This window comes from Phytobacter sp. MRY16-398 (assembly GCF_003925915.1).
Taxonomy (GTDB): domain Bacteria; phylum Pseudomonadota; class Gammaproteobacteria; order Enterobacterales; family Enterobacteriaceae; genus Phytobacter; species Phytobacter diazotrophicus.
In genome coordinates, this window is the sequence record NZ_AP018756.1 from 40,560 (window position 1) to 57,319 (window position 16,760).

Here is a 16,760-nt window from a genome sequence, read left to right on the forward strand (position 1 = left end):
GCCACCGGGGGAATGTCAGGCTGCAGCCTGCATGCGTTTGCGGGAATCCAGCGAAATCAGCAGCACCGACGACACAATCATCAGCGTACCCAGCCAGTCCGGCAGCGTAAAAGCGATACCCAACAGGGCAACCGAGAGCAGCGCGCTACTCAGCGGTTCCGCACAGCTCAGAATACTGGCGCGTGAGCCGCCAATCATCTGCGCCCCTTTCAGATACAGGCTAAAGGTCAGCGCGGTACCCACCATCACCAGATACATAAACGCCATCACCAGATTGCCATCGATAACGAAATCGCCACCTTTATTGCCATAGAACGGCGTCAGCATTAATCCGGCGAGAAACATACTCCAGCCGACAATCGGCAGCGTGCCGTAGCGGGCGATAAGTTTCGACGGATAGGTGGAATAGAGTGCGGCGGAAAACGCCGACGCGATGCCCCATACCAGCGCTTCGGTGGAAATCGACAGCGATGTCATATTTCCGTGAGTCACCAGCAAGAGGGTGCCAATCAGAGAGGTTGCAATCGCCGCCGTAACAGCGAGCGTCGGCTTCGCTTTTCGTGCCAGGGCAAACCACGTCACGATGATTGTTGGCGAGAGAAATTGCAGTACCGTGGCGGTGGCGGCATTCGATTTCTCGATGGTCACCAGGAAGGTGAGCTGAACGATAAGCGCGCCAAACAGCGAAAAGAACAGCAGGCTCAGCGTGTCTTTGCGGTTTTTCACGATCGCGAAAATTTTATCGCCATGGAAAAACGACAGAATTAATAACACCGCGCCGCCGGACAGCAGGCGAACCATCGTCAACCAGGGGGCTGCGATGTGACTTTTCTCCATGATGTACTGAGCGCAAACCCCGGAACTGCCCCATAAAATGGCGGCAATCAGTACATAAAGCATCCCTTTTTTTGTGAAACCCATTTTCTACCCAGTCCTGCCATGCTGCATTCTTATTGATGAATTTTGCATCATAACACAGGCGTGATGGATAACCGGAGGCAGCATCCCTGCCGCCCGTGGATTTACATTAGAACCAGGCTTCCCACATTGCACCGACGTTGAAGGAGTCCAGCGTGGTGTCATCCGTACCGTTAACACGCGCGGTACGCTTGTTGTCAACTTCGCCACCGGTCACGTAGAAGCGCAGCATCGGACGGAACTCTGGGCCCATATCGATGGAGATATTCTGCGACAGGGTCGCTTTCCAGCCGTTGTTATCACCGCCTTTGTCGTAAGCCACTTTCTGCCAGCCCAGCTCAAGCCAGGTGGAATGAACGTCGTTCCACCAGTACATCGGGCGCACAATGGCGTTGTAGTTCTTACGGTTGTCAGACTTGTCTGCGCTGTTGTCGTAATCGTGGAAGGCGAGGAGATATTCCACCTGCATCTGGCGACTAAACTTGTGCAGCCCTTCGAAGCTGGCATAAATAGTCTTTAAATCATCCGTTTTGTTATAAACGCTGTTATCTGCGTTATCAGAATAACGGGCGATAACTTTGTTCACACCGCTGTCATTGGTGTGGCTTAACACCACGCCACCCTGCCAGGCTTTCAGGCGGGCGTCGCTTTCAACGGCCTTCGAGTCAAAACCATAGTTTGCGTAAACTTCCAAATCCAGCGGGCCGACTTTCATGCCGTGGATTTTTGAGGTGACGGCGTAATTGCCTTTGTCGCCGGTGCCGGAGCCGCCGGTACAGGTAATGCGTGACGGGTTATCCCCGTTGTCTTCCACTTCCGGGTTACAGGACTGCACGGCAGCTACAGTGGCCACGTCAAACTGTACGCCACCGATATCGAAGTTTTTCACCCCGGCACCCTGGCCATCGTGGTTCATCCAGAAGTAGTCGTTGATGCCCTGTTGTGGACGCTGGTGGAAGTCACGACCTGCCCAGAAATAGGCGTTCGGGTTGGATTCCAGCAGGTTGGTCACACCGGCGTAGGCTTTTTTCAGGTTAACTTCGTCGCCCCAGTGATCGAACATCACGTTGACGTCCCAGATTGCTCCATGCGAACTCTTAAACGCTTTGGAAAGCTGGAACTCGCCACCGTTACCTTCGTTACCCAGACGGCCAATCGCAGACGAGCCGTTATATGAACCGTCTACGCCAACATATTTCTGATCGCCGCTCTGGTAATGGGCGCCATAACGGGCGTAACCGCTAAATTTCACGCCATAAGGAATAGCTAAGTCAGGCGTTTGCGCAGTGCTTTGCGGCTCGGTAATGACATCCGCTTTTTTATCAATGGCGGCATCCATTTTTGCCTGCCGCTCGGCTAATGCTTTATCCACCGCTTTTGCCACGATGGCGTCGATTTGTTCTTGCGTAAATTCTTGTGCTATCACCGAACCAGAGCAAAGCGCAGCCGCAACCGCCAGTGCCACTGGAAGTTTATTGTTTAATTTCATAGTTATCTCAATTTATACCCTTTATATTTCAAGTTGCATGGGCATTAGCTACGCGCATTCACCCGAATCACTTACATCAGTAAGCTCATCGGGATTCTTTCGCCTGCCGTATTCCTGAAACTCGAATTATTTAGGGTCTCGTTGGTTGTTTTTAAACAATAACCATCCTGTCCTGATTTGACAGAACAACATGCCAGTATCAAAACAAGCTGATTTATATTTTATAATTCAGGTACAGAGTTATATCTTCCATAAACAATGAGCTTTTAACGCTGATAAAGCTGAATAATCTCCTCTGATAATTCACGCGCCAGTAACGACGTCATTAAATGATCCTGGGCATGTACCATAATTAATGTCATGGGTTGCCGGGCTTCGCCGGCATCCTGTTCAATTAATTTGGTTTGCATTTGATGGGCCTGACGTGAATAACCATCGGCTTCACGCAGCAGTGTTTGGGCTTCCTCAAAATTGCCCGCTCTTGCGGCACGCAATGCTTCAAAGCACAGACTGCGTGACTGACCCGCGTTAACGATAATTTCCATTACCGCTTCTTCTAATGCGACCATATTTATTTACTCTTCATCAAAACCATTATTCTTCGCGGTGGCGGCAAACCATTCTCCGCTTTTCTTAACGGTACGTTTCTGGGTTTCTAAATCGAGCCGAACAAAACCGTAGCGATTTTTATACGCGTTACACCATGACCAGTTATCAATAAAGGTCCACATATGATAACCAAGGCAATTACAGCCTTCGCTAATTCCTTTATGCAGCCATTTAAGGTGATCGGCAATAAATGCAATCCGGTACTGATCGTTTATTTGCCCGTTTTCAATAAAGCGCTGTTCATTCTCGACACCCATTCCATTTTCAGAAATAAAGCAGCGTGGGTTGCCATAATTATCACGAAGATTAACCAAAATATCGTAAATACCCGGCTCATAAATTTCCCAGCCGCGATAAGGGTTCATTTTTCGCCCCGGCATCTCGTAATAATCAAATAGCCATTCCGGCATAAACGGTGACTCTGGGTTAACGGCGCTGTCCCGGCATTTCACCCGCCGCGGCTGGTAATAGTTAATGCCCAGTAAGTCTATTTTCCCGTCGGCAATCAGCTCCTTATCGCCCAGATGGCACTCAGGTAGCTGATCATACTCTTTCAGCAAAGCCACCAGGTCCGCCGGGTATTCACCCCGCAGTACCGGATCGAGGAAGCTGCGGTTAAACAGCAGATCCGCATGGTGCGAAGCTTTTACATCCGCCGGGTGCTGTGAACGCGGATACGACGGCGTCAGGTTGAGCACAATGCCGATCTCACCAGGGTGACGCCCGGCGCGAAACGCCCGTACCGCGCTGGCATGAGCCAGTACCGTGTTGTATGCCACTGTGGCTGCCCGTTTGAAATCCACCACGTTCGGGTAATGGAAGTCATACAGATAACCCCCTTCAACCGGCACAATGGGTTCGTTGAAGGTAAACCAGTGCTTCACCTGATGACCAAACAGGTCGAAACAGATCTGCGCGTAGCGGGTGAATGCCTCAACCACTTCGCGATTTTCCCAGCCGCCTTTCTCCTGCATCACCATTGGCATGTCGAAGTGGAACAGAGTGATAAACGGTTCGATGCCCTGTTCCACCAGTTCGTTAAGCATGGTGCTGTAAAACGCAACGGCCTGGGTATTCACCTCACCGGTACCGTCAGGAATCAGTCGGCTCCAGCTTATTGAGGTACGAAAACTGTTGTGGTTCAGTTGTTTTAACAGGGCGATGTCTTCGCGCCAGTGCTGGTAAAAGGTGGACGTATCCTGCGGGCCCACCTGCTGATGAAAGCGCCAGGGTTGGCTGGCGTACCAGGCATCCCATGTTGTGGCGCTCTTCCCGCCCTGTAAGCTTTCCCCTTCGGTTTGTTGCGCGGAACTGGCGCTGCCCCACCAAAAGTTTTCGGGAAATGCATATTTCATTTTTCTCTCCTTGTTCAGTTACTGCCGACGGTTTCCGCCATCGGTGCGCTGTTCTGCGCTTTTTGCTCTTCGGTCTTCATCAATGAACGTTCGTAAGCGCGCAGGAACGGCAGGTACATCAGTGCGGACATCACCATACAAATCACGCACATCACCACCGGACTGAATGCCCAGTTGGCAGCCCAGGATGCGCCAATCGGTGCCGGTGTTGTCCATGGCGTCAGTGAGACGACCTGCGCCAGTAAGCCCATGCGGGTTGCCGCATACGCCAGAATGGCGTTTACCAGAGGGACACAGACGAACGGGATAAACAGCATCGGGTTCATGATGATCGGCGCGCCGAACAGAATCGGTTCATTGATGTTGAAGAAGCTTGGCACAACACCCATTTTGCCGATAGTCCGCAGGTGCGCAACGCGGCTACGCAGCAGCAAAAAGGCCAGCGGTAAGGTTGAACCCACGCCGCCGATCAGCAGGTAGTGGTCCCAGAAACCTTGCAGGTAAACGTGCGGCAATGCAGCGCCTGCGGCCAGAGCAGCCTGGTTGGCGGAGAGGTTTGCCATCCAGAAGGGGTTCATGATGCCGGTGACGATAAGCGAACCGTGGATACCGGCAAACCAGAAGATCTGGCACAGCAGCACAGAGAGCAGAATGGCCGGCAGTGAGTCTGATGCGGAGACCAGCGGTTCCAGCAGGTGCATAATCGCCTGCGGCAGGATCATGCCGGTTTGCGCTTCAATAAACAGGTTCAGCGGATGCAGCGTACCGATAATCACCAGAACCGGGATCAGGATTTCAAACGAGCGGGCAACACCAGTCGGCACCTCTTTCGGCAGGCGAATAGTGATGTTGTGTTGCTTGAGCCAGGCATAAACGCGAGCGGAGTAAATCGACGTCAGCAGTGCGGTGAAGATCCCCTGGCCGGAGAGGTACTGAGTGGAAATCTGTCCTTCATGATAGGGGGCCGCTACCAGCAGGAACGCCATAAACGCCAGCAGGCCGGTCATCACCGGGTCAAGATTAAACTGACGGCCCAGGCTCGCGCCGATACCGACAGAAATGAAGAAGGTCATGACCCCCATGCTCAGGTTGAAAGGCAACATTAGCTGTGCGCGATATTCGGTAGAAAAATCCAGCCAGGCGCGGGCAAAACCGTTGGTCGTTTCCGGGGAGAACGGCGGGAAAATAAACACCAGCATAAACGAGCCGATGATCATGAACGGCAGCGCGGCGGTAAAGCCATCGCGGATAGCGATAACGTATTTCTGCTGTCCGAGTTTGCCCGCAAGCGGGGTAATGGACTGCTCAATGACGCCAATCATAGACTGATATAACGAACTCATGGGTTCACCTTTTAGTGCGCCGCTTCAATCAGCGACAGTGCATAGTCCAGTACTTTATCGCCACGCTGCATCCCGTAGTCCATCGGATTGATGGGCTGCACGGGGATACCGGCGGCGGCGGCCTTTTCTGACAGCGTATTTAACATATATTTCACTTGCGGTCCGAGAAGCACGACCTGGTATCGTGGAAACTGCATATCAAATTCAGCCACACCGTACGCATCGATCTCGACCGGCAAATTCCGTTGCTGCGCCTCTTCAACCATTTTCCTGACTAACAGGCTGGTAGACATACCGGCGGAGCAACACAACATAATCCTGAACATCTTGACCTTCCTCGAATGTAAAAAGTTATTGCGGGGATGATTGGATATCATACGGAAACCGGTTTCCATCTCGTCGCAAAAGAAGTGTGATGGGTATCAAAGTCTCAATGATATAAGCGCTTTTTTCTGGATTCAGGTCACGGAATTTGGATGGATTCTGATAGCAATAGAGTCCAAATGGAAAATCGGTTTCCATGAAAAAAAGAAAAGGATATACTGCGAATGGTTATATTATGAACCATTGCTGTACTTGGTATTTTCAGGCGTAAATTAGTCGTCTGTCAGGGGAGAAAGATGTCTACAATCAACGATGTATCACGTTTAGCTGGGGTGTCCAAAGCCACAGTCTCACGGGTGTTGAGTGGTTCGCGCGGCGTTAAGGAAGCCAGCCGCCTTGCAGTACTGAAAGCGGTCGATGAGCTGAATTATCGGCCCAATGTTATCGCACAGTCCTTACTCAGCCAGTCGACAGGCTGCATCGGTGTGATTTGCGCCCAGGACAATATCAACCAGACCACCGCATATCTTTACGCGTTGGAAAAACACCTCAGCCAAAGTCAGAAACATTTGCTGCTGCGCTTTGCCAACAGCAAAGCGGGGGTGCTGAGCGCGCTGGAAGAACTTACCTGTGGGTTGTGCGACGATGTGTTGATTATCGGCGCCCGTTTCCCGCTGAATATCAACGACGAGAATGTCATTCTGGTGGATTGTGCGGAGTCAGAAACGCCAAACAGTATTCAGTTCGACCACGCGTTCGCGGCGGAAACGGCCTGTAATTTCCTGATAAGCCAGGGAAGACGCCAGATTGCCCTCATCCACCCCGATACCAGCGGCCCGGCGGACCAGGTACTGCTCGGTTATAAGCATGCGCTGGAAAACAACTTCCTGCCGTTTAATCGCAATCTGGTCTTTATGGATGACACCTCGTCATCTGTGGCGCTGCAGGTATTGCTCAACAATGCTACTACCTTGAATTTCAACGCCCTTTTGGTTGCCGATGAGCAGGAAGCACAGCGGGTGATCCCGCAGTTGCAGGCGTTCAATAAATCCGTACCGGGCGACATCATGGTCTTTAGCCTGGCGGGGTCACTGCATCTGCCGGGGGTTCCAAAAATCCCGGCGATTGAGTACTCCATAGACTCGATGGCGGCGCGGATTGTCGCGTGGCTCAACGAAAAAACCCAAAGCGCGCTGGGCTCTTGTGTGGTGCGCGGGGATTTAATTATTCCTGAGATGATCAAGCGTTAACGTTTAAAGAGAGCCTCCGCCCGGAGGCTTTTTTTGTCTATAGAAAACCCCCAGCTAGGCTGGGGGTTCCGGAAAGCTTTCAGCTTTAAGCCAGTTATTAAAACCCCTTTTGATTTGTTAAAACAGCTTGCGGTCTGGCAACTGCAAAAGTTCAACAAGAAATCAAAAGGGGGTCCCGATGGGGGACGAAAAGAGCTTAGCGCACACCCGCTGGAACTGTAAATATCACATAGTTTTTGCGCCGAAATACCGAAGACAGGCGTTCTACGGAGAGAAACGTCTGGCGATAGGCAGCATTTTAAGAAAGCTGTGTGAGTGGAAAAACGTACGGATCCTGGAAGCTGAATGCTGTGCAGATCATATCCATATGCTTGTGGAAATCCCGCCCAAAATGAGCGTATCCGGCTTTATGGGATATCTGAAAGGGAAAAGCAGTCTGATGCTTTATGAGCAGTTCGGAGATCTGAAATTCAAATACAGGAACAGGGAGTTCTGGTGTCGGGGATACTACGTGGATACGGTAGGGAAGAACACAGCGAAGATACAGGAATACATAAAGCACCAGCTTGAGGAGGATAAAATGGGTGAGCAGTTGTCGATCCCTTATCCGGGCAGCCCGTTTACGGGCCGTAAGTAAGGAAGTTTGATGCAAATGTCAGATCGTATGCGCCTGTTAGGGCGCGGCTGGTAACAGAGCCTTACAGGCGCATCTGAAAAACCTCCGGCTATGCCGGAGGATATTTATTTACGCCGGGATCACGGGCTGATAAATTCCACCGCAACCTGCCGGGTCAGCCAGACGCCATTCTCCGCCTGATAGAACGGATAACCCTGTTCAAACATGGCTAATGCGTTAATTTCCAGCACCACCGGCGTACCGTAACGCTGTCCGACCTGGATGGCCACCTCCCGATCGGCGGAGAGATGAACATATTGTCGCGACTGTGCGGTTAATCCTTCTGCAAGAATGGCGGAAAGAAAACGGCTGGCGGTGCCGTGGTACAAGATGTCCGGTGGTTTTTTTTCAGTAAAGGCGATATCGACTTTCGCCGTCGAGTGCCCCTGAACGGCACGAATACGCAGCCCGTCTTCGGAGAGGGCGAAGCGCTTTTTATCACTGCCGTCCACGACGGCCTCAATGAGTTGTTTGTCCAGTGATTGCCCCTGGCCTGCCGCGCCTGCGATCAGTGCATCAATGTTCGCCCACCCTTCGCTATCCAGTTCCAGACCAATGGCTTCAGGGGTAATGGTGCCAACTTACTGATTTAGTGTATGATGGTGTTTTTGAGGTGCTCCCGTGGCTTCCATCTCCATCAGTTGTCCCTCCTGCTCAGCTACTGAAGGCGTGGTGCGTAACGGCAAAAGCACTGCCGGACATCAGCGCTATCTCTGCTCTCATTGCCGTAAAACATGGCAACTACAGTTCACTTACACCGCCTCTCAGCCCGGTACGCACCAGAAAATCATTGATATGGCCATGAATGGCGTCGGATGTCGCGCCAGTGCACGCATTATGGGCGTTGGCCTCAACACGATTTTACGACACTTAAAAAACTCAGGCCGCAGTCGGTAACCTCGCGCATACAACCGGGCAGTGATGTGATTGTCTGCGCTGAAATGGACGAACAGTGGGGCTACGTCGGTGCTAAATCACGTCAGCGCTGGCTGTTTTACGCGTATGACAGGATACGGAGGACGGTTGTGGCGCACGTCTTCGGTGAACGCACTCTGGCCACACTGGAGCGTCTTCTGAGCCTGCTGTCGGCCTTTGAGGTCGTGGTATGGATGACGGATGGCTGGCCGCTGTATGAACCCCGCCTGAAGGGAAAGCTGCACGTTATCAGCAAGCGTTACACTCAGCGCATTGAGCGACATAACCTGAATCTGAGACAACATCTGGCAAGGCTGGGACGGAAGTCACTGTCGTTCTCAAAATCGGTGGAGCTGCATGACAAGGTTATCGGGCATTATCTGAACATAAAACACTATCAGTAAGTTGGAGTCATTACCCGAAGATTGTATAAAAAATTAGAATAATCGAGGTGAGAATAACAAACCCATGCATAAAGCATGGTTATGATCAATTAAATCGCAAAAACAGGTCAATTGTTAACAAAATAAACCGGAATTGGTAACGTAATTTGAACAAATTCGGAATGAAAGAAATCGTGGGGAATGTGATAAGGCTCAAATATCTGCAGTTATGATGTTTGGCTGTAAAATGCCAGGCGCCGCCGGGGAGTGTCCCGTATGCATCGCGCACGCAGTACGGTCCCCTCTCCCTTGCGGGAGAGGGTTAGAGTGAGGGGGAAATGCCGCAAACTGCACGCGTACAGCATTCACCATCAAATAAAGGTAAAAATCTCTTCACGCGGCAGGCGGGATTTCGGCAATGCGGCGTTGAAATCACTTTCGCTGCGGTAACCGAGCGACACCAGCACCACGCTGGTCAACCCTTTTTCACGCAGACCCAGCGAGAGGTCCAGCGCACGTTGATCAAAACCTTCCATCGGCGTTGCGTCGATACCTAACATCGCCGCGCCCAGCAGCAGGCCGCCCAGCGCCAGATAAACCTGTTTCTCCATCCACTGCGGAATATCACGGGATTCATAGCGGTGCATATCCACATAAGAGCGACGGCCCTTATCCTGGCCTGCCTGTGCGCCTTCGGCGACGAAACGGCCATCTGCGCTCTCCTGCGCCAGCACATTTTGCAGATGCTGATCATCCAGATCTGTACGCATGCAAAGTGCAATAACGTGCGAGGCATTCAGCACTTTAGGTTCGTTGTAAATGAAAGCGCCGGTGGTGGATTTTGCAATCGCGGCGCGGCCTTCGGTCGTCGATGCCACCACAAAATGCCACGGCTGAGAGTTCACCGAAGAGGGGCTGTTTTGTAGTACATTAAGCAGCGTCTCAATCTGCTCCTGTGGCAGCGTCTTACCCCCTTCAAAGGCTTTAACGGTATGGCGGGCAAGCACAGCATCATCTAAAGTCATCGTCTTTCTCCGGCAGGAAAATGAAATAAATACGGGACTTGCCGCCCCGTCTGGTGGTCGAGAATAAACACAAACAGTGACGAGATAAATCATCTCCGCTGTGCAGCACTTTCCCTCCGGGAGTGAAAATAATGTCATGGCGCTTTGCGCCTGTGGTTTTTTCTGGCAAAAAGAGGGCTGACCGTAAGCCCGGCAGGAGAAAGCATGATTCGCCTTGAAGATGTCACCTTATTTGTTCGCTCTGCTGCGCTGGGCAGTTTCTCCAGTGCGGCGCGAGAGGCGGGGCTGTTGCCGGGGCAGGTCAGCGCCGCCGTGCACCGTCTGGAGCGCGACCTCGACAAGCGCCTGTTTGCGCGCTCGACCCGCAGTCTGCGGTTGACCACAGAGGGCGAAAAATATCTGCCCTTCGCTCAGGAGATGTTGGCCGTGGTGCATGCGGGGGCGGAAAGTCTGCACAGCAGTGACAACGACATTCAGGGCGAACTGCGTGTGGCCGTGCCGTCTGATATTGGCCGCAACGTGCTCTTGCCGCTTATCACCCGGTTTTGCCAGCAGTACCCCAAAATCTCGCTGCGTCTGTCGCTCTCCGATGAAATAAGCGATGTCTTTCGCGACCCGGTGGACATTGCGATTCGCTATGGCGTGCTGGATAACAGTAGCTATGTCGCACTACCGCTGGCAGAAGATAACCGCCGCGTACTGGCCGCCTCACCGGCTTATCTGCAACAACACGGCAGACCGCAAATCCTGGACGACATCGTCAATCATCACTGCCTGCTGTTTACCATGAACAGCCACGTCTATGACAAATGGAGCTTTCCCGAAGACGGTATGCGCCGCCAGCTTATCGTTAAAAGCCGCATGCTATGCGACGATGCGGATGTTGCCCGCCGCTGGGCGCTGGAAGGGATGGGCATCATCTACAAATCGTGGATTGATATCAGCGCGGATGTTCAGGCGGGCAGGCTGGAAGTACTCTTACCGCAGCACCCTGGCGAAGCAGCGCCCCTCAACCTGATTTGCCCGCACCGCAAGCAATTCTCCCCGGCGATTCGCCAGTTGCACAGCGTGTTACGCGAGCCTCTGCGCGCGATTACTGCGTTACTGCATACCCACCCGGCGTTTCACCCACAGCCCTGATTTGCTCATCCTGCATTTGCACACACTCCGTCGGCCCTGCGTGGTGGGGTATGCCCTGTGCGTCTATCGTCAGACAATATTCAGCTTTCAAAAAGCCACGTTTTGCTAACCCCTGATGTGGTGATAGGCGACTATTGTTGAAGCCATACAAAAAATCAGGGATCGCGTTCAGTGAGGAATGCGGCGAAAAGGCGTATATCAGCGCCTAATGTTGTCCGGGCTGGCGACGCGAGGAGTGCCGGGTTCAGTCCGTCATCTAAAAGGTATGTACGAATGGCTTTACGTTCATTAGGTACCACGGGTTTACAGATCCCCCGGCTGGTTTTTGGCGGTAACGTATTTGGCTGGACCGTGGATGAGAAGCAGAGTTTTAGTTTGCTGGACGCGTTGCTGGAGCGAGGCTTCACGGCAATCGACACCGCGGACGTTTACTCTGCGTGGGCGCCGGGTAACAAAGGCGGCGAATCGGAAACCATCATTGGTAAGTGGTTTGCCGCCCATCCTGGCGTGCGTGAAAAAGTGACTCTTTTTACGAAAGTCGGCGCTGATTTGGGCGCACCTGGCAAAAAAGGCCTTTCCGCACGCTGGATTGAACAGGCGGTCGAGGACTCATTGCGCCGTCTGCAAACCGACTACATCGACTTGTATTTCTCCCACTGGCCGGACAGCGAAACGCCGTATGACGAAACCCTGGGAGCATACCAAAAGCTGCTTAAAGCCGGGAAAATCCGTGCGGTCGGGGCGTCAAACCTCAATGCGGAACAGTTACAGGCTTCTCTGAAGGTGGCGGATGACAACGGCTTGCCGCGCTATCAGGTACTGCAACCGGAATATAACCTGTATGACCGTGACAGTTTTGAAGGAAAACTGCAGGAGTTAACGGTTCGGGAAAATATCGGTGTGGTGACCTACTACAGCCTGGCGTCGGGTTTTCTGTCGGGCAAATACCGCAGCGAAAACGATCTCAGCCAGAGTCAGCGCGGGCAGGGCATCAACAAGTACCTGAATGCACGTGGCTTTGCCATTCTGGATGCGGTGGACAAGGTGGCGGCGAAACATAATGTGAAACCCGCTGAGGTAGCGCTAGCCTGGCTTATCGCTCAGCCTGGTGTGACTGCGCCTATCGCCAGCGCCACAAAAATCGCCCATGTGGAGAGCTTCGTGACGGCGGTGTCGCTGGCCCTTTCCAGTGAGGATATCGCGGCGCTGAATAACGCCGGTCAGTAAGGCACAAAACCGGATGGTTATGCGCCATCCGGTACGCTTTTCCCACCTAAAAATTGTAGTTTTGCATGACCTGAGACAATTTTTCCCGTCGTTCGGTTGGAGTTTTTGTCGCCCCTGCCGTTAACCCTTTTGATGAACGCCACGTATTACCGTACAAGTCCGGCAGGTGATTGCCGCCGCGTAAGCACCTTCTGACTTGTCGTTCGGGACAGGGAACAATGAAGGAAAGTCACGCAAAGAAACACGATGTGCTGATTGAGCGACTGTGCGAAATTTTCTCGGTCCTTTATCAGGGAAACACCATCGATAAAGCATGGTTATGTACAAAGTTTGGTATTACGGCGCGCACCGCGTACCGGGACCTGGCGCGGCTTGCCCACTTGCTGGATCAGGTCTCGCCTGGCCGCTATCGCCTGAGCACGCATCTGCTGCCGACACTCCATACCGGGCACCTGGCGGAATTTGCTGATTTCGCGGGCGTTGCGCATCTTTTCCCTCGTCGGGACGGACAGTCGCTACGTAACAGCATGAAAAACCGGGATAACATCGCTTTTCATGGCGTCAGTAGCCGGGAAAATTACACCATGGATGACCTGATAGGCCAGCTCAATCAGGCTATTGCCGCCCGGCAGGAAGTCACGTATCGCTACCGTGAGAAAAACCGCTGCGTTCAGCCGTATCGCCTGATAAACCATTATGGTTTGTGGTATCTGGCGGCGGTGGATGCGGGCACGCTCAAGGCCTTCGAACTGGCGCTGATTTCCCAGTTTGCGCCAGGGGCAAACCGCTTCACGGCCGATCCACTGGTGCTGGAAGAGCTGGAAGCAGGCTCGGGCATTCGCTTTGGTAAAAAGACAGAGGTGCAGTTACGGATTTCGGCTCATGCGGCGAAGTTCGTCAGCCGACGCCCGCTTTTTCCTGCTCAACGCCTGGTGGAACGGCACGACGATGGCGGCATGACGATTTCATGTGACATTCGCGACCCGCACACGCTGTTTCGCTGGCTGCGCTACTGGCTACCGGATGTCAGCATCCATTCGCCCGCTTCCCTGCGCGACGCGTTTAAGCAAGATTTACAGCGGCGCTACGCCGAAGCTAGCGACGATATTGTTCATCCGATACCTGTTCCAGCCAGGTAACCGGGCTGCCGTTTTGTGATTCGGCGATAGCGATATGGGTCATCGCATTGTCTGGCGTTGCGCCATGCCAGTGCTTCACATCCTGCGGGATCCAGACGATATCGCCCTGGTTCATCTCCTCAATGGGTTCCCCTTCACACTGGATCCAGCCTTTGCCGTGGGTGACGATCAATGTCTGACCAAGCGGATGGGTATGCCATGCCGTGCGCGCACCCGGTTCAAAGGTGACAGTCGCGCCGCCAACGCGCGCCGGGGCATCGGTCTGGAACGGGGCGTCAAGGCGCACGCGGCCGGTAAAATAGGCCTCCGGGCCGGGTGCGGAAGGGACAGAACCACTACGGATAATTTTCATTTTCTTCTCCTGAAAGGTAAAAACCACAGGATTAAGTTTACGCAGTGCCGCCGGGATTGATTAGTCGGGGAAATCGAAAAGGACTTATGAGAGGCATTCATGTGTGTCTCAGGGGGGAGCCCGGCTGTGCGGCTACAGAGTAACGGCGAGCCGGAGCGATGGAATCGGATTGCGGGCGGCAAAATGGGGTTAAAAGACTAACTCATGAATGGCGTTCACTGACCGTCATGGTAAACCACACTTCTTCATCACTGTCGTTGGCATAGGCATGGGGCGCATCGGTCCGGGCCACGGCGGAGCTGCCATGCGTGACGGCCAGGACGGTTTCATCGACGGTGACTGTCAATGTGCCTTGCTCCACATGCAGCAGTTCAAAGGTGCCAGTCGGATGGCCCGGTGAGCTAAAACGTTCGCCGGGAAACAGATGCCAGCGCCACATTTCCAGCATGTCGGGCCCACTGGTGCCTGCCAGTAAGCGGGCCGAACCGCCTTTATCCCCGTGCCAGAGTACCGGGATATCCCCGGCGTCAATCAGGTGGACGGCGGGTTTACTGGCCACATCGACAATATCCGCCACGGAAACGCCCATCGCCGCGGCGATTTTACACAGCATCGCGATGCTGGGGTTGGCCAGACATTTTTCGATCTCGACCAGCATGCCTTTGCTGACACCTGCCCGGCGGGACAATTCGTCCAGCGATAGTTTTTGTTGCTGGCGAAACGCTTTAATTCGCACCGCCACGGCCTGGCTAACGGTCTGGAGGTCGGCACCTGAGTCGGTCGGTATATTGACTTTTTTGGTCATCGGTCACTACTATGGGATAAATTAGTCACTAAAAGGATTATCCGATGCTTTCTGTTCAGCCGTCAATCGACACCGGTATCGCCCGTATTGCACCACAGTTTCGTGCGCTTAGCATGCTGGTGGAGGCCGCACCGTTAAGGCATCCTCAGGTGGGAGAAGCGGCGCTGGCGCGTGCTTGTGCAGAGGTGGTGGCGGGTGGCCCTGATTGGGCGCAGGCGCATCTGGATGCGTGGAGCGAGGTGTTTAAACGCTTCGGTGCGAAGCCAAAACGCACGCCATGTTCTGCCGACGCGCTGCGAAAACGGGTGTTGCGTGACGGTTCGATGGCGGCGATTGATCCGGTGGTGGATCTCTATAACGCCATCAGTTTGCGCTATGCGATTCCGGTGGGCGGCGAGAATCTTGCCGCGTATGTGGGCGCACCGAGGCTGGTTATCGCCGAAGGAACAGAGCGTTTTGACATGATGAAAGACGGGCAACTGGCGGAAGAGTCGCCGGAGCCCGGTGAAGTGGTGTGGCGTGACGATCTCGGAGTGACGTGCCGCCGCTGGAACTGGCGGCAGGGGGTGCGTACCCGCCTGAGTGCGACCGACAGCCAGATGTGGTTTATCCTGGAAAGCCTGCCGGAGATGCCGATTGATGCCTTGCACGCCGCAGGCGATGAGCTGGCTGCCGGTTTGCAGGAGATGATGCCTGGCAGCATTATCCGTTCGTCGCTGCTCACGGTGTGAAAGGGAATATCCCGGATGCGGTGCGCCCGTAGCCCCGGCAAGCGCAGCGCCGCCGGGGATGCCCCGGATGAGCACTACAACCTCGTCAACGTCGCAAAATAGGCGGCGAGACTGTCAATCAGAGCCCTGACCGCAGGCGGCAACCCTTTGCGCGTAGTGAATACCAGGTGAACTATCCCCGGCACGCTGCGCCACTGCGGGAATACCTGCACCAGCTCCCCCTTCTCTAGTGCGCGATGGCAAAAGTGCTCCGGCAAAAACGCCACGCCGAGCCCCTGACTTGCCGCCGTACGCACCGCCGCAAAATCACTACAACTCATCATCGGCTCGTGACGAAACATCATGCTTTGTTTATCACGGTTTTCCAGCGGCCATTCCACTTCGGCGTCGCCATCGTTAGTGCTGAGCGTGGGCAGGGTATTCAGCGTGGCGATATCCTCCCCCGCACGCCGCGCCAGCGAAGGGCTGGCTACCAGAATGCGGTGCGAAGTACCCAGCGTGCGCATGATGAGTTCCGCATCGCTATTAAGCTGCGTGCGCACACGCAGGGCCACATCAATACGCTCATTAATCAAATCCACGGGCCTGTCGAGAGCAAGGATTTGCAGCCGGACCTTCGGGTAGCGGTGCATATAGGCCATCAGCGTGTCGGAAACCACCTCTACCATCCCGGTCGGGCAGCTAAAACGCACCAGGCCATGCGGCTCGGCATGGGCATTGATAATCAACGCCTCTGCCTGCTCAGCCTCTTGCAACATGGCCCGGCAGCGCTGATAAAACGCCTCGCCCACTTCGGTGACGCGAAAACGGCGGCTGGTTCGCTCAATCAGCCGTACGCCGAGGCGAGATTCCAGCTCGGCAATCCGGCGGCTGAGTTTTGATTTTGGTTCGTGTAGTGCCCTGCCTGCGGCGGCAAAACCCCCGTGGCGCACCACCTCGGCAAAATAGCGATAGTCATTCAGATCGGTACGCATTGTCGCCTCATCGTTCCTTTAATAGAACGATATGTAGCATAATTGCTATCTTTTTGCACTATCGTTCCACTGGTATCTTCATCATCACTAACCCAACGGAATAAA

18 protein-coding genes are annotated in these 16,760 nt (G+C 53.8%); 7 read left to right on the forward strand and 11 right to left on the reverse strand.

Annotation, left to right across the window (positions count from 1 at the left end):
- Positions 1 to 15: 15 nt before the first annotated feature.
- The 6 genes from MRY16398_RS00195 to MRY16398_RS00220 form a co-directional block, all read right to left on the reverse strand.
- Entirely contained in the window at positions 16 to 921 is a 906-nt protein-coding gene (locus tag MRY16398_RS00195; RefSeq protein ID WP_039080058.1) for an EamA family transporter, read from the reverse strand.
- Positions 922 to 1,027: 106 nt separating this feature from the next.
- The gene (locus tag MRY16398_RS00200) at positions 1,028 to 2,407 is read right to left on the reverse strand and encodes a carbohydrate porin (protein WP_039080059.1); all 1,380 of its coding nucleotides are present in this window, start codon (positions 2,405 to 2,407) and stop codon (positions 1,028 to 1,030) included.
- A gap of 266 nt (positions 2,408 to 2,673) precedes the next feature.
- Entirely contained in the window at positions 2,674 to 2,976 is a 303-nt protein-coding gene (locus tag MRY16398_RS00205) for a PTS lactose/cellobiose transporter subunit IIA (RefSeq protein ID WP_039080060.1), read from the reverse strand.
- A gap of 6 nt (positions 2,977 to 2,982) precedes the next feature.
- Complete coding sequence (locus MRY16398_RS00210; RefSeq protein ID WP_125123689.1) at positions 2,983 to 4,371, reverse strand: glycoside hydrolase family 1 protein; 1,389 nt, start codon at positions 4,369 to 4,371, stop codon at positions 2,983 to 2,985.
- Positions 4,372 to 4,385: 14 nt separating this feature from the next.
- On the reverse strand, positions 4,386 to 5,714 hold the full coding sequence (locus MRY16398_RS00215; RefSeq protein ID WP_039080062.1) for a PTS sugar transporter subunit IIC: 1,329 nt from the start codon (positions 5,712 to 5,714) through the stop codon (positions 4,386 to 4,388).
- Between the two features lie 11 nt (positions 5,715 to 5,725).
- Entirely contained in the window at positions 5,726 to 6,040 is a 315-nt protein-coding gene (locus MRY16398_RS00220; RefSeq protein WP_071195117.1) for a PTS sugar transporter subunit IIB, read from the reverse strand.
- 294 nt (positions 6,041 to 6,334) lie between these two features.
- Between MRY16398_RS00220 and MRY16398_RS00225 the strand changes: the two genes are divergently transcribed.
- Positions 6,335 to 7,288 (forward strand): LacI family DNA-binding transcriptional regulator, encoded by a 954-nt coding sequence (locus MRY16398_RS00225; protein ID WP_039080064.1) that lies wholly within the window; start codon positions 6,335 to 6,337, stop codon positions 7,286 to 7,288.
- Between the two features lie 178 nt (positions 7,289 to 7,466).
- The gene (gene tnpA / locus MRY16398_RS00235) at positions 7,467 to 7,925 is read left to right on the forward strand and encodes an IS200/IS605 family transposase (protein WP_038918153.1); all 459 of its coding nucleotides are present in this window, start codon (positions 7,467 to 7,469) and stop codon (positions 7,923 to 7,925) included.
- Positions 7,926 to 8,044: 119 nt separating this feature from the next.
- Here the strand turns inward: tnpA and MRY16398_RS00245 are convergent, their stop codons facing one another.
- On the reverse strand, positions 8,045 to 8,536 hold the full coding sequence (locus MRY16398_RS00245) for an RNA 2'-phosphotransferase (RefSeq protein ID WP_125123691.1): 492 nt from the start codon (positions 8,534 to 8,536) through the stop codon (positions 8,045 to 8,047).
- Between the two features lie 49 nt (positions 8,537 to 8,585).
- Here MRY16398_RS00245 and MRY16398_RS00250 point away from each other — a divergent pair.
- Positions 8,586 to 9,283, forward strand: a protein-coding gene (locus MRY16398_RS00250) for an IS1 family transposase (RefSeq protein WP_227157174.1) whose coding sequence is annotated in 2 segments (ribosomal slippage) — positions 8,586 to 8,835 and positions 8,835 to 9,283 — 699 coding nt in all. Because the reading frame shifts where the segments join, the coding sequence is not laid out codon by codon here.
- Positions 9,284 to 9,633: 350 nt separating this feature from the next.
- Here the strand turns inward: MRY16398_RS00250 and nfsB are convergent.
- On the reverse strand, positions 9,634 to 10,287 hold the full coding sequence (nfsB, locus tag MRY16398_RS00255; RefSeq protein ID WP_125123692.1) for an oxygen-insensitive NAD(P)H nitroreductase: 654 nt from the start codon (positions 10,285 to 10,287) through the stop codon (positions 9,634 to 9,636).
- A gap of 204 nt (positions 10,288 to 10,491) precedes the next feature.
- Between nfsB and MRY16398_RS00260 the strand changes: the two genes are divergently transcribed.
- From MRY16398_RS00260 to MRY16398_RS00270, 3 genes are all read left to right on the forward strand, one after another.
- Positions 10,492 to 11,427, forward strand: a complete 936-nt coding sequence (locus MRY16398_RS00260) for a LysR family transcriptional regulator (protein ID WP_039080067.1) — start codon at positions 10,492 to 10,494, stop codon at positions 11,425 to 11,427.
- A 273-nt stretch (positions 11,428 to 11,700) separates the two neighbouring features.
- Positions 11,701 to 12,654, forward strand: coding sequence for an aldo/keto reductase (locus MRY16398_RS00265; protein WP_039080068.1), 954 nt, complete (start codon positions 11,701 to 11,703; stop codon positions 12,652 to 12,654).
- A gap of 218 nt (positions 12,655 to 12,872) precedes the next feature.
- A complete protein-coding gene (locus MRY16398_RS00270; RefSeq protein ID WP_071195110.1) occupies positions 12,873 to 13,793 on the forward strand; it encodes a WYL domain-containing protein in 921 nt (306 codons plus the stop codon).
- Here the strand turns inward: MRY16398_RS00270 and MRY16398_RS00275 are convergent.
- Together MRY16398_RS00275 and MRY16398_RS00280 are read right to left on the reverse strand one after the other, a co-directional pair.
- Positions 13,750 to 14,145, reverse strand: coding sequence for a (R)-mandelonitrile lyase (locus MRY16398_RS00275; protein ID WP_071195109.1), 396 nt, complete (start codon positions 14,143 to 14,145; stop codon positions 13,750 to 13,752). The genes MRY16398_RS00270 and MRY16398_RS00275 overlap by 44 nt on opposite strands.
- 202 nt (positions 14,146 to 14,347) lie before the next feature.
- The gene (locus tag MRY16398_RS00280; RefSeq protein ID WP_125123693.1) at positions 14,348 to 14,950 is read right to left on the reverse strand and encodes a helix-turn-helix domain-containing protein; all 603 of its coding nucleotides are present in this window, start codon (positions 14,948 to 14,950) and stop codon (positions 14,348 to 14,350) included.
- A 44-nt stretch (positions 14,951 to 14,994) separates the two neighbouring features.
- Here MRY16398_RS00280 and MRY16398_RS00285 point away from each other — a divergent pair, with 44 nt between their 5' ends.
- Positions 14,995 to 15,681, forward strand: coding sequence for a B3/B4 domain-containing protein (locus MRY16398_RS00285; protein WP_125123694.1), 687 nt, complete (start codon positions 14,995 to 14,997; stop codon positions 15,679 to 15,681).
- Between the two features lie 74 nt (positions 15,682 to 15,755).
- On the opposite strand, the gene MRY16398_RS00290 is transcribed toward MRY16398_RS00285, so the two are convergent.
- On the reverse strand, positions 15,756 to 16,655 hold the full coding sequence (locus MRY16398_RS00290) for a LysR family transcriptional regulator (RefSeq protein ID WP_039080073.1): 900 nt from the start codon (positions 16,653 to 16,655) through the stop codon (positions 15,756 to 15,758).
- Positions 16,656 to 16,760 lie beyond the last annotated feature (105 nt).

Coding starts and splice junctions, on each gene's coding strand:
- MRY16398_RS00195 (WP_039080058.1), bottom strand. CDS start 921: ATGGGTTTCACAAAAAAAGGGATGCTTTATGTACTGATTGCCGCCATT.
- MRY16398_RS00200 (WP_039080059.1), bottom strand. CDS start 2,407: ATGAAATTAAACAATAAACTTCCAGTGGCACTGGCGGTTGCGGCTGCG.
- MRY16398_RS00205 (WP_039080060.1), bottom strand. CDS start 2,976: ATGGTCGCATTAGAAGAAGCGGTAATGGAAATTATCGTTAACGCGGGT.
- MRY16398_RS00210 (WP_125123689.1), bottom strand. CDS start 4,371: ATGAAATATGCATTTCCCGAAAACTTTTGGTGGGGCAGCGCCAGTTCC.
- MRY16398_RS00215 (WP_039080062.1), bottom strand. CDS start 5,714: ATGAGTTCGTTATATCAGTCTATGATTGGCGTCATTGAGCAGTCCATT.
- MRY16398_RS00220 (WP_071195117.1), bottom strand. CDS start 6,040: ATGTTCAGGATTATGTTGTGTTGCTCCGCCGGTATGTCTACCAGCCTG.
- MRY16398_RS00225 (WP_039080064.1), top strand. CDS start 6,335: ATGTCTACAATCAACGATGTATCACGTTTAGCTGGGGTGTCCAAAGCC.
- tnpA (WP_038918153.1), top strand. CDS start 7,467: ATGGGGGACGAAAAGAGCTTAGCGCACACCCGCTGGAACTGTAAATAT.
- nfsB (WP_125123692.1), bottom strand. CDS start 10,287: ATGACTTTAGATGATGCTGTGCTTGCCCGCCATACCGTTAAAGCCTTT.
- MRY16398_RS00260 (WP_039080067.1), top strand. CDS start 10,492: ATGATTCGCCTTGAAGATGTCACCTTATTTGTTCGCTCTGCTGCGCTG.
- MRY16398_RS00265 (WP_039080068.1), top strand. CDS start 11,701: ATGGCTTTACGTTCATTAGGTACCACGGGTTTACAGATCCCCCGGCTG.
- MRY16398_RS00270 (WP_071195110.1), top strand. CDS start 12,873: ATGAAGGAAAGTCACGCAAAGAAACACGATGTGCTGATTGAGCGACTG.
- MRY16398_RS00275 (WP_071195109.1), bottom strand. CDS start 14,145: ATGAAAATTATCCGTAGTGGTTCTGTCCCTTCCGCACCCGGCCCGGAG.
- MRY16398_RS00280 (WP_125123693.1), bottom strand. CDS start 14,950: ATGACCAAAAAAGTCAATATACCGACCGACTCAGGTGCCGACCTCCAG.
- MRY16398_RS00285 (WP_125123694.1), top strand. CDS start 14,995: ATGCTTTCTGTTCAGCCGTCAATCGACACCGGTATCGCCCGTATTGCA.
- MRY16398_RS00290 (WP_039080073.1), bottom strand. CDS start 16,655: ATGCGTACCGATCTGAATGACTATCGCTATTTTGCCGAGGTGGTGCGC.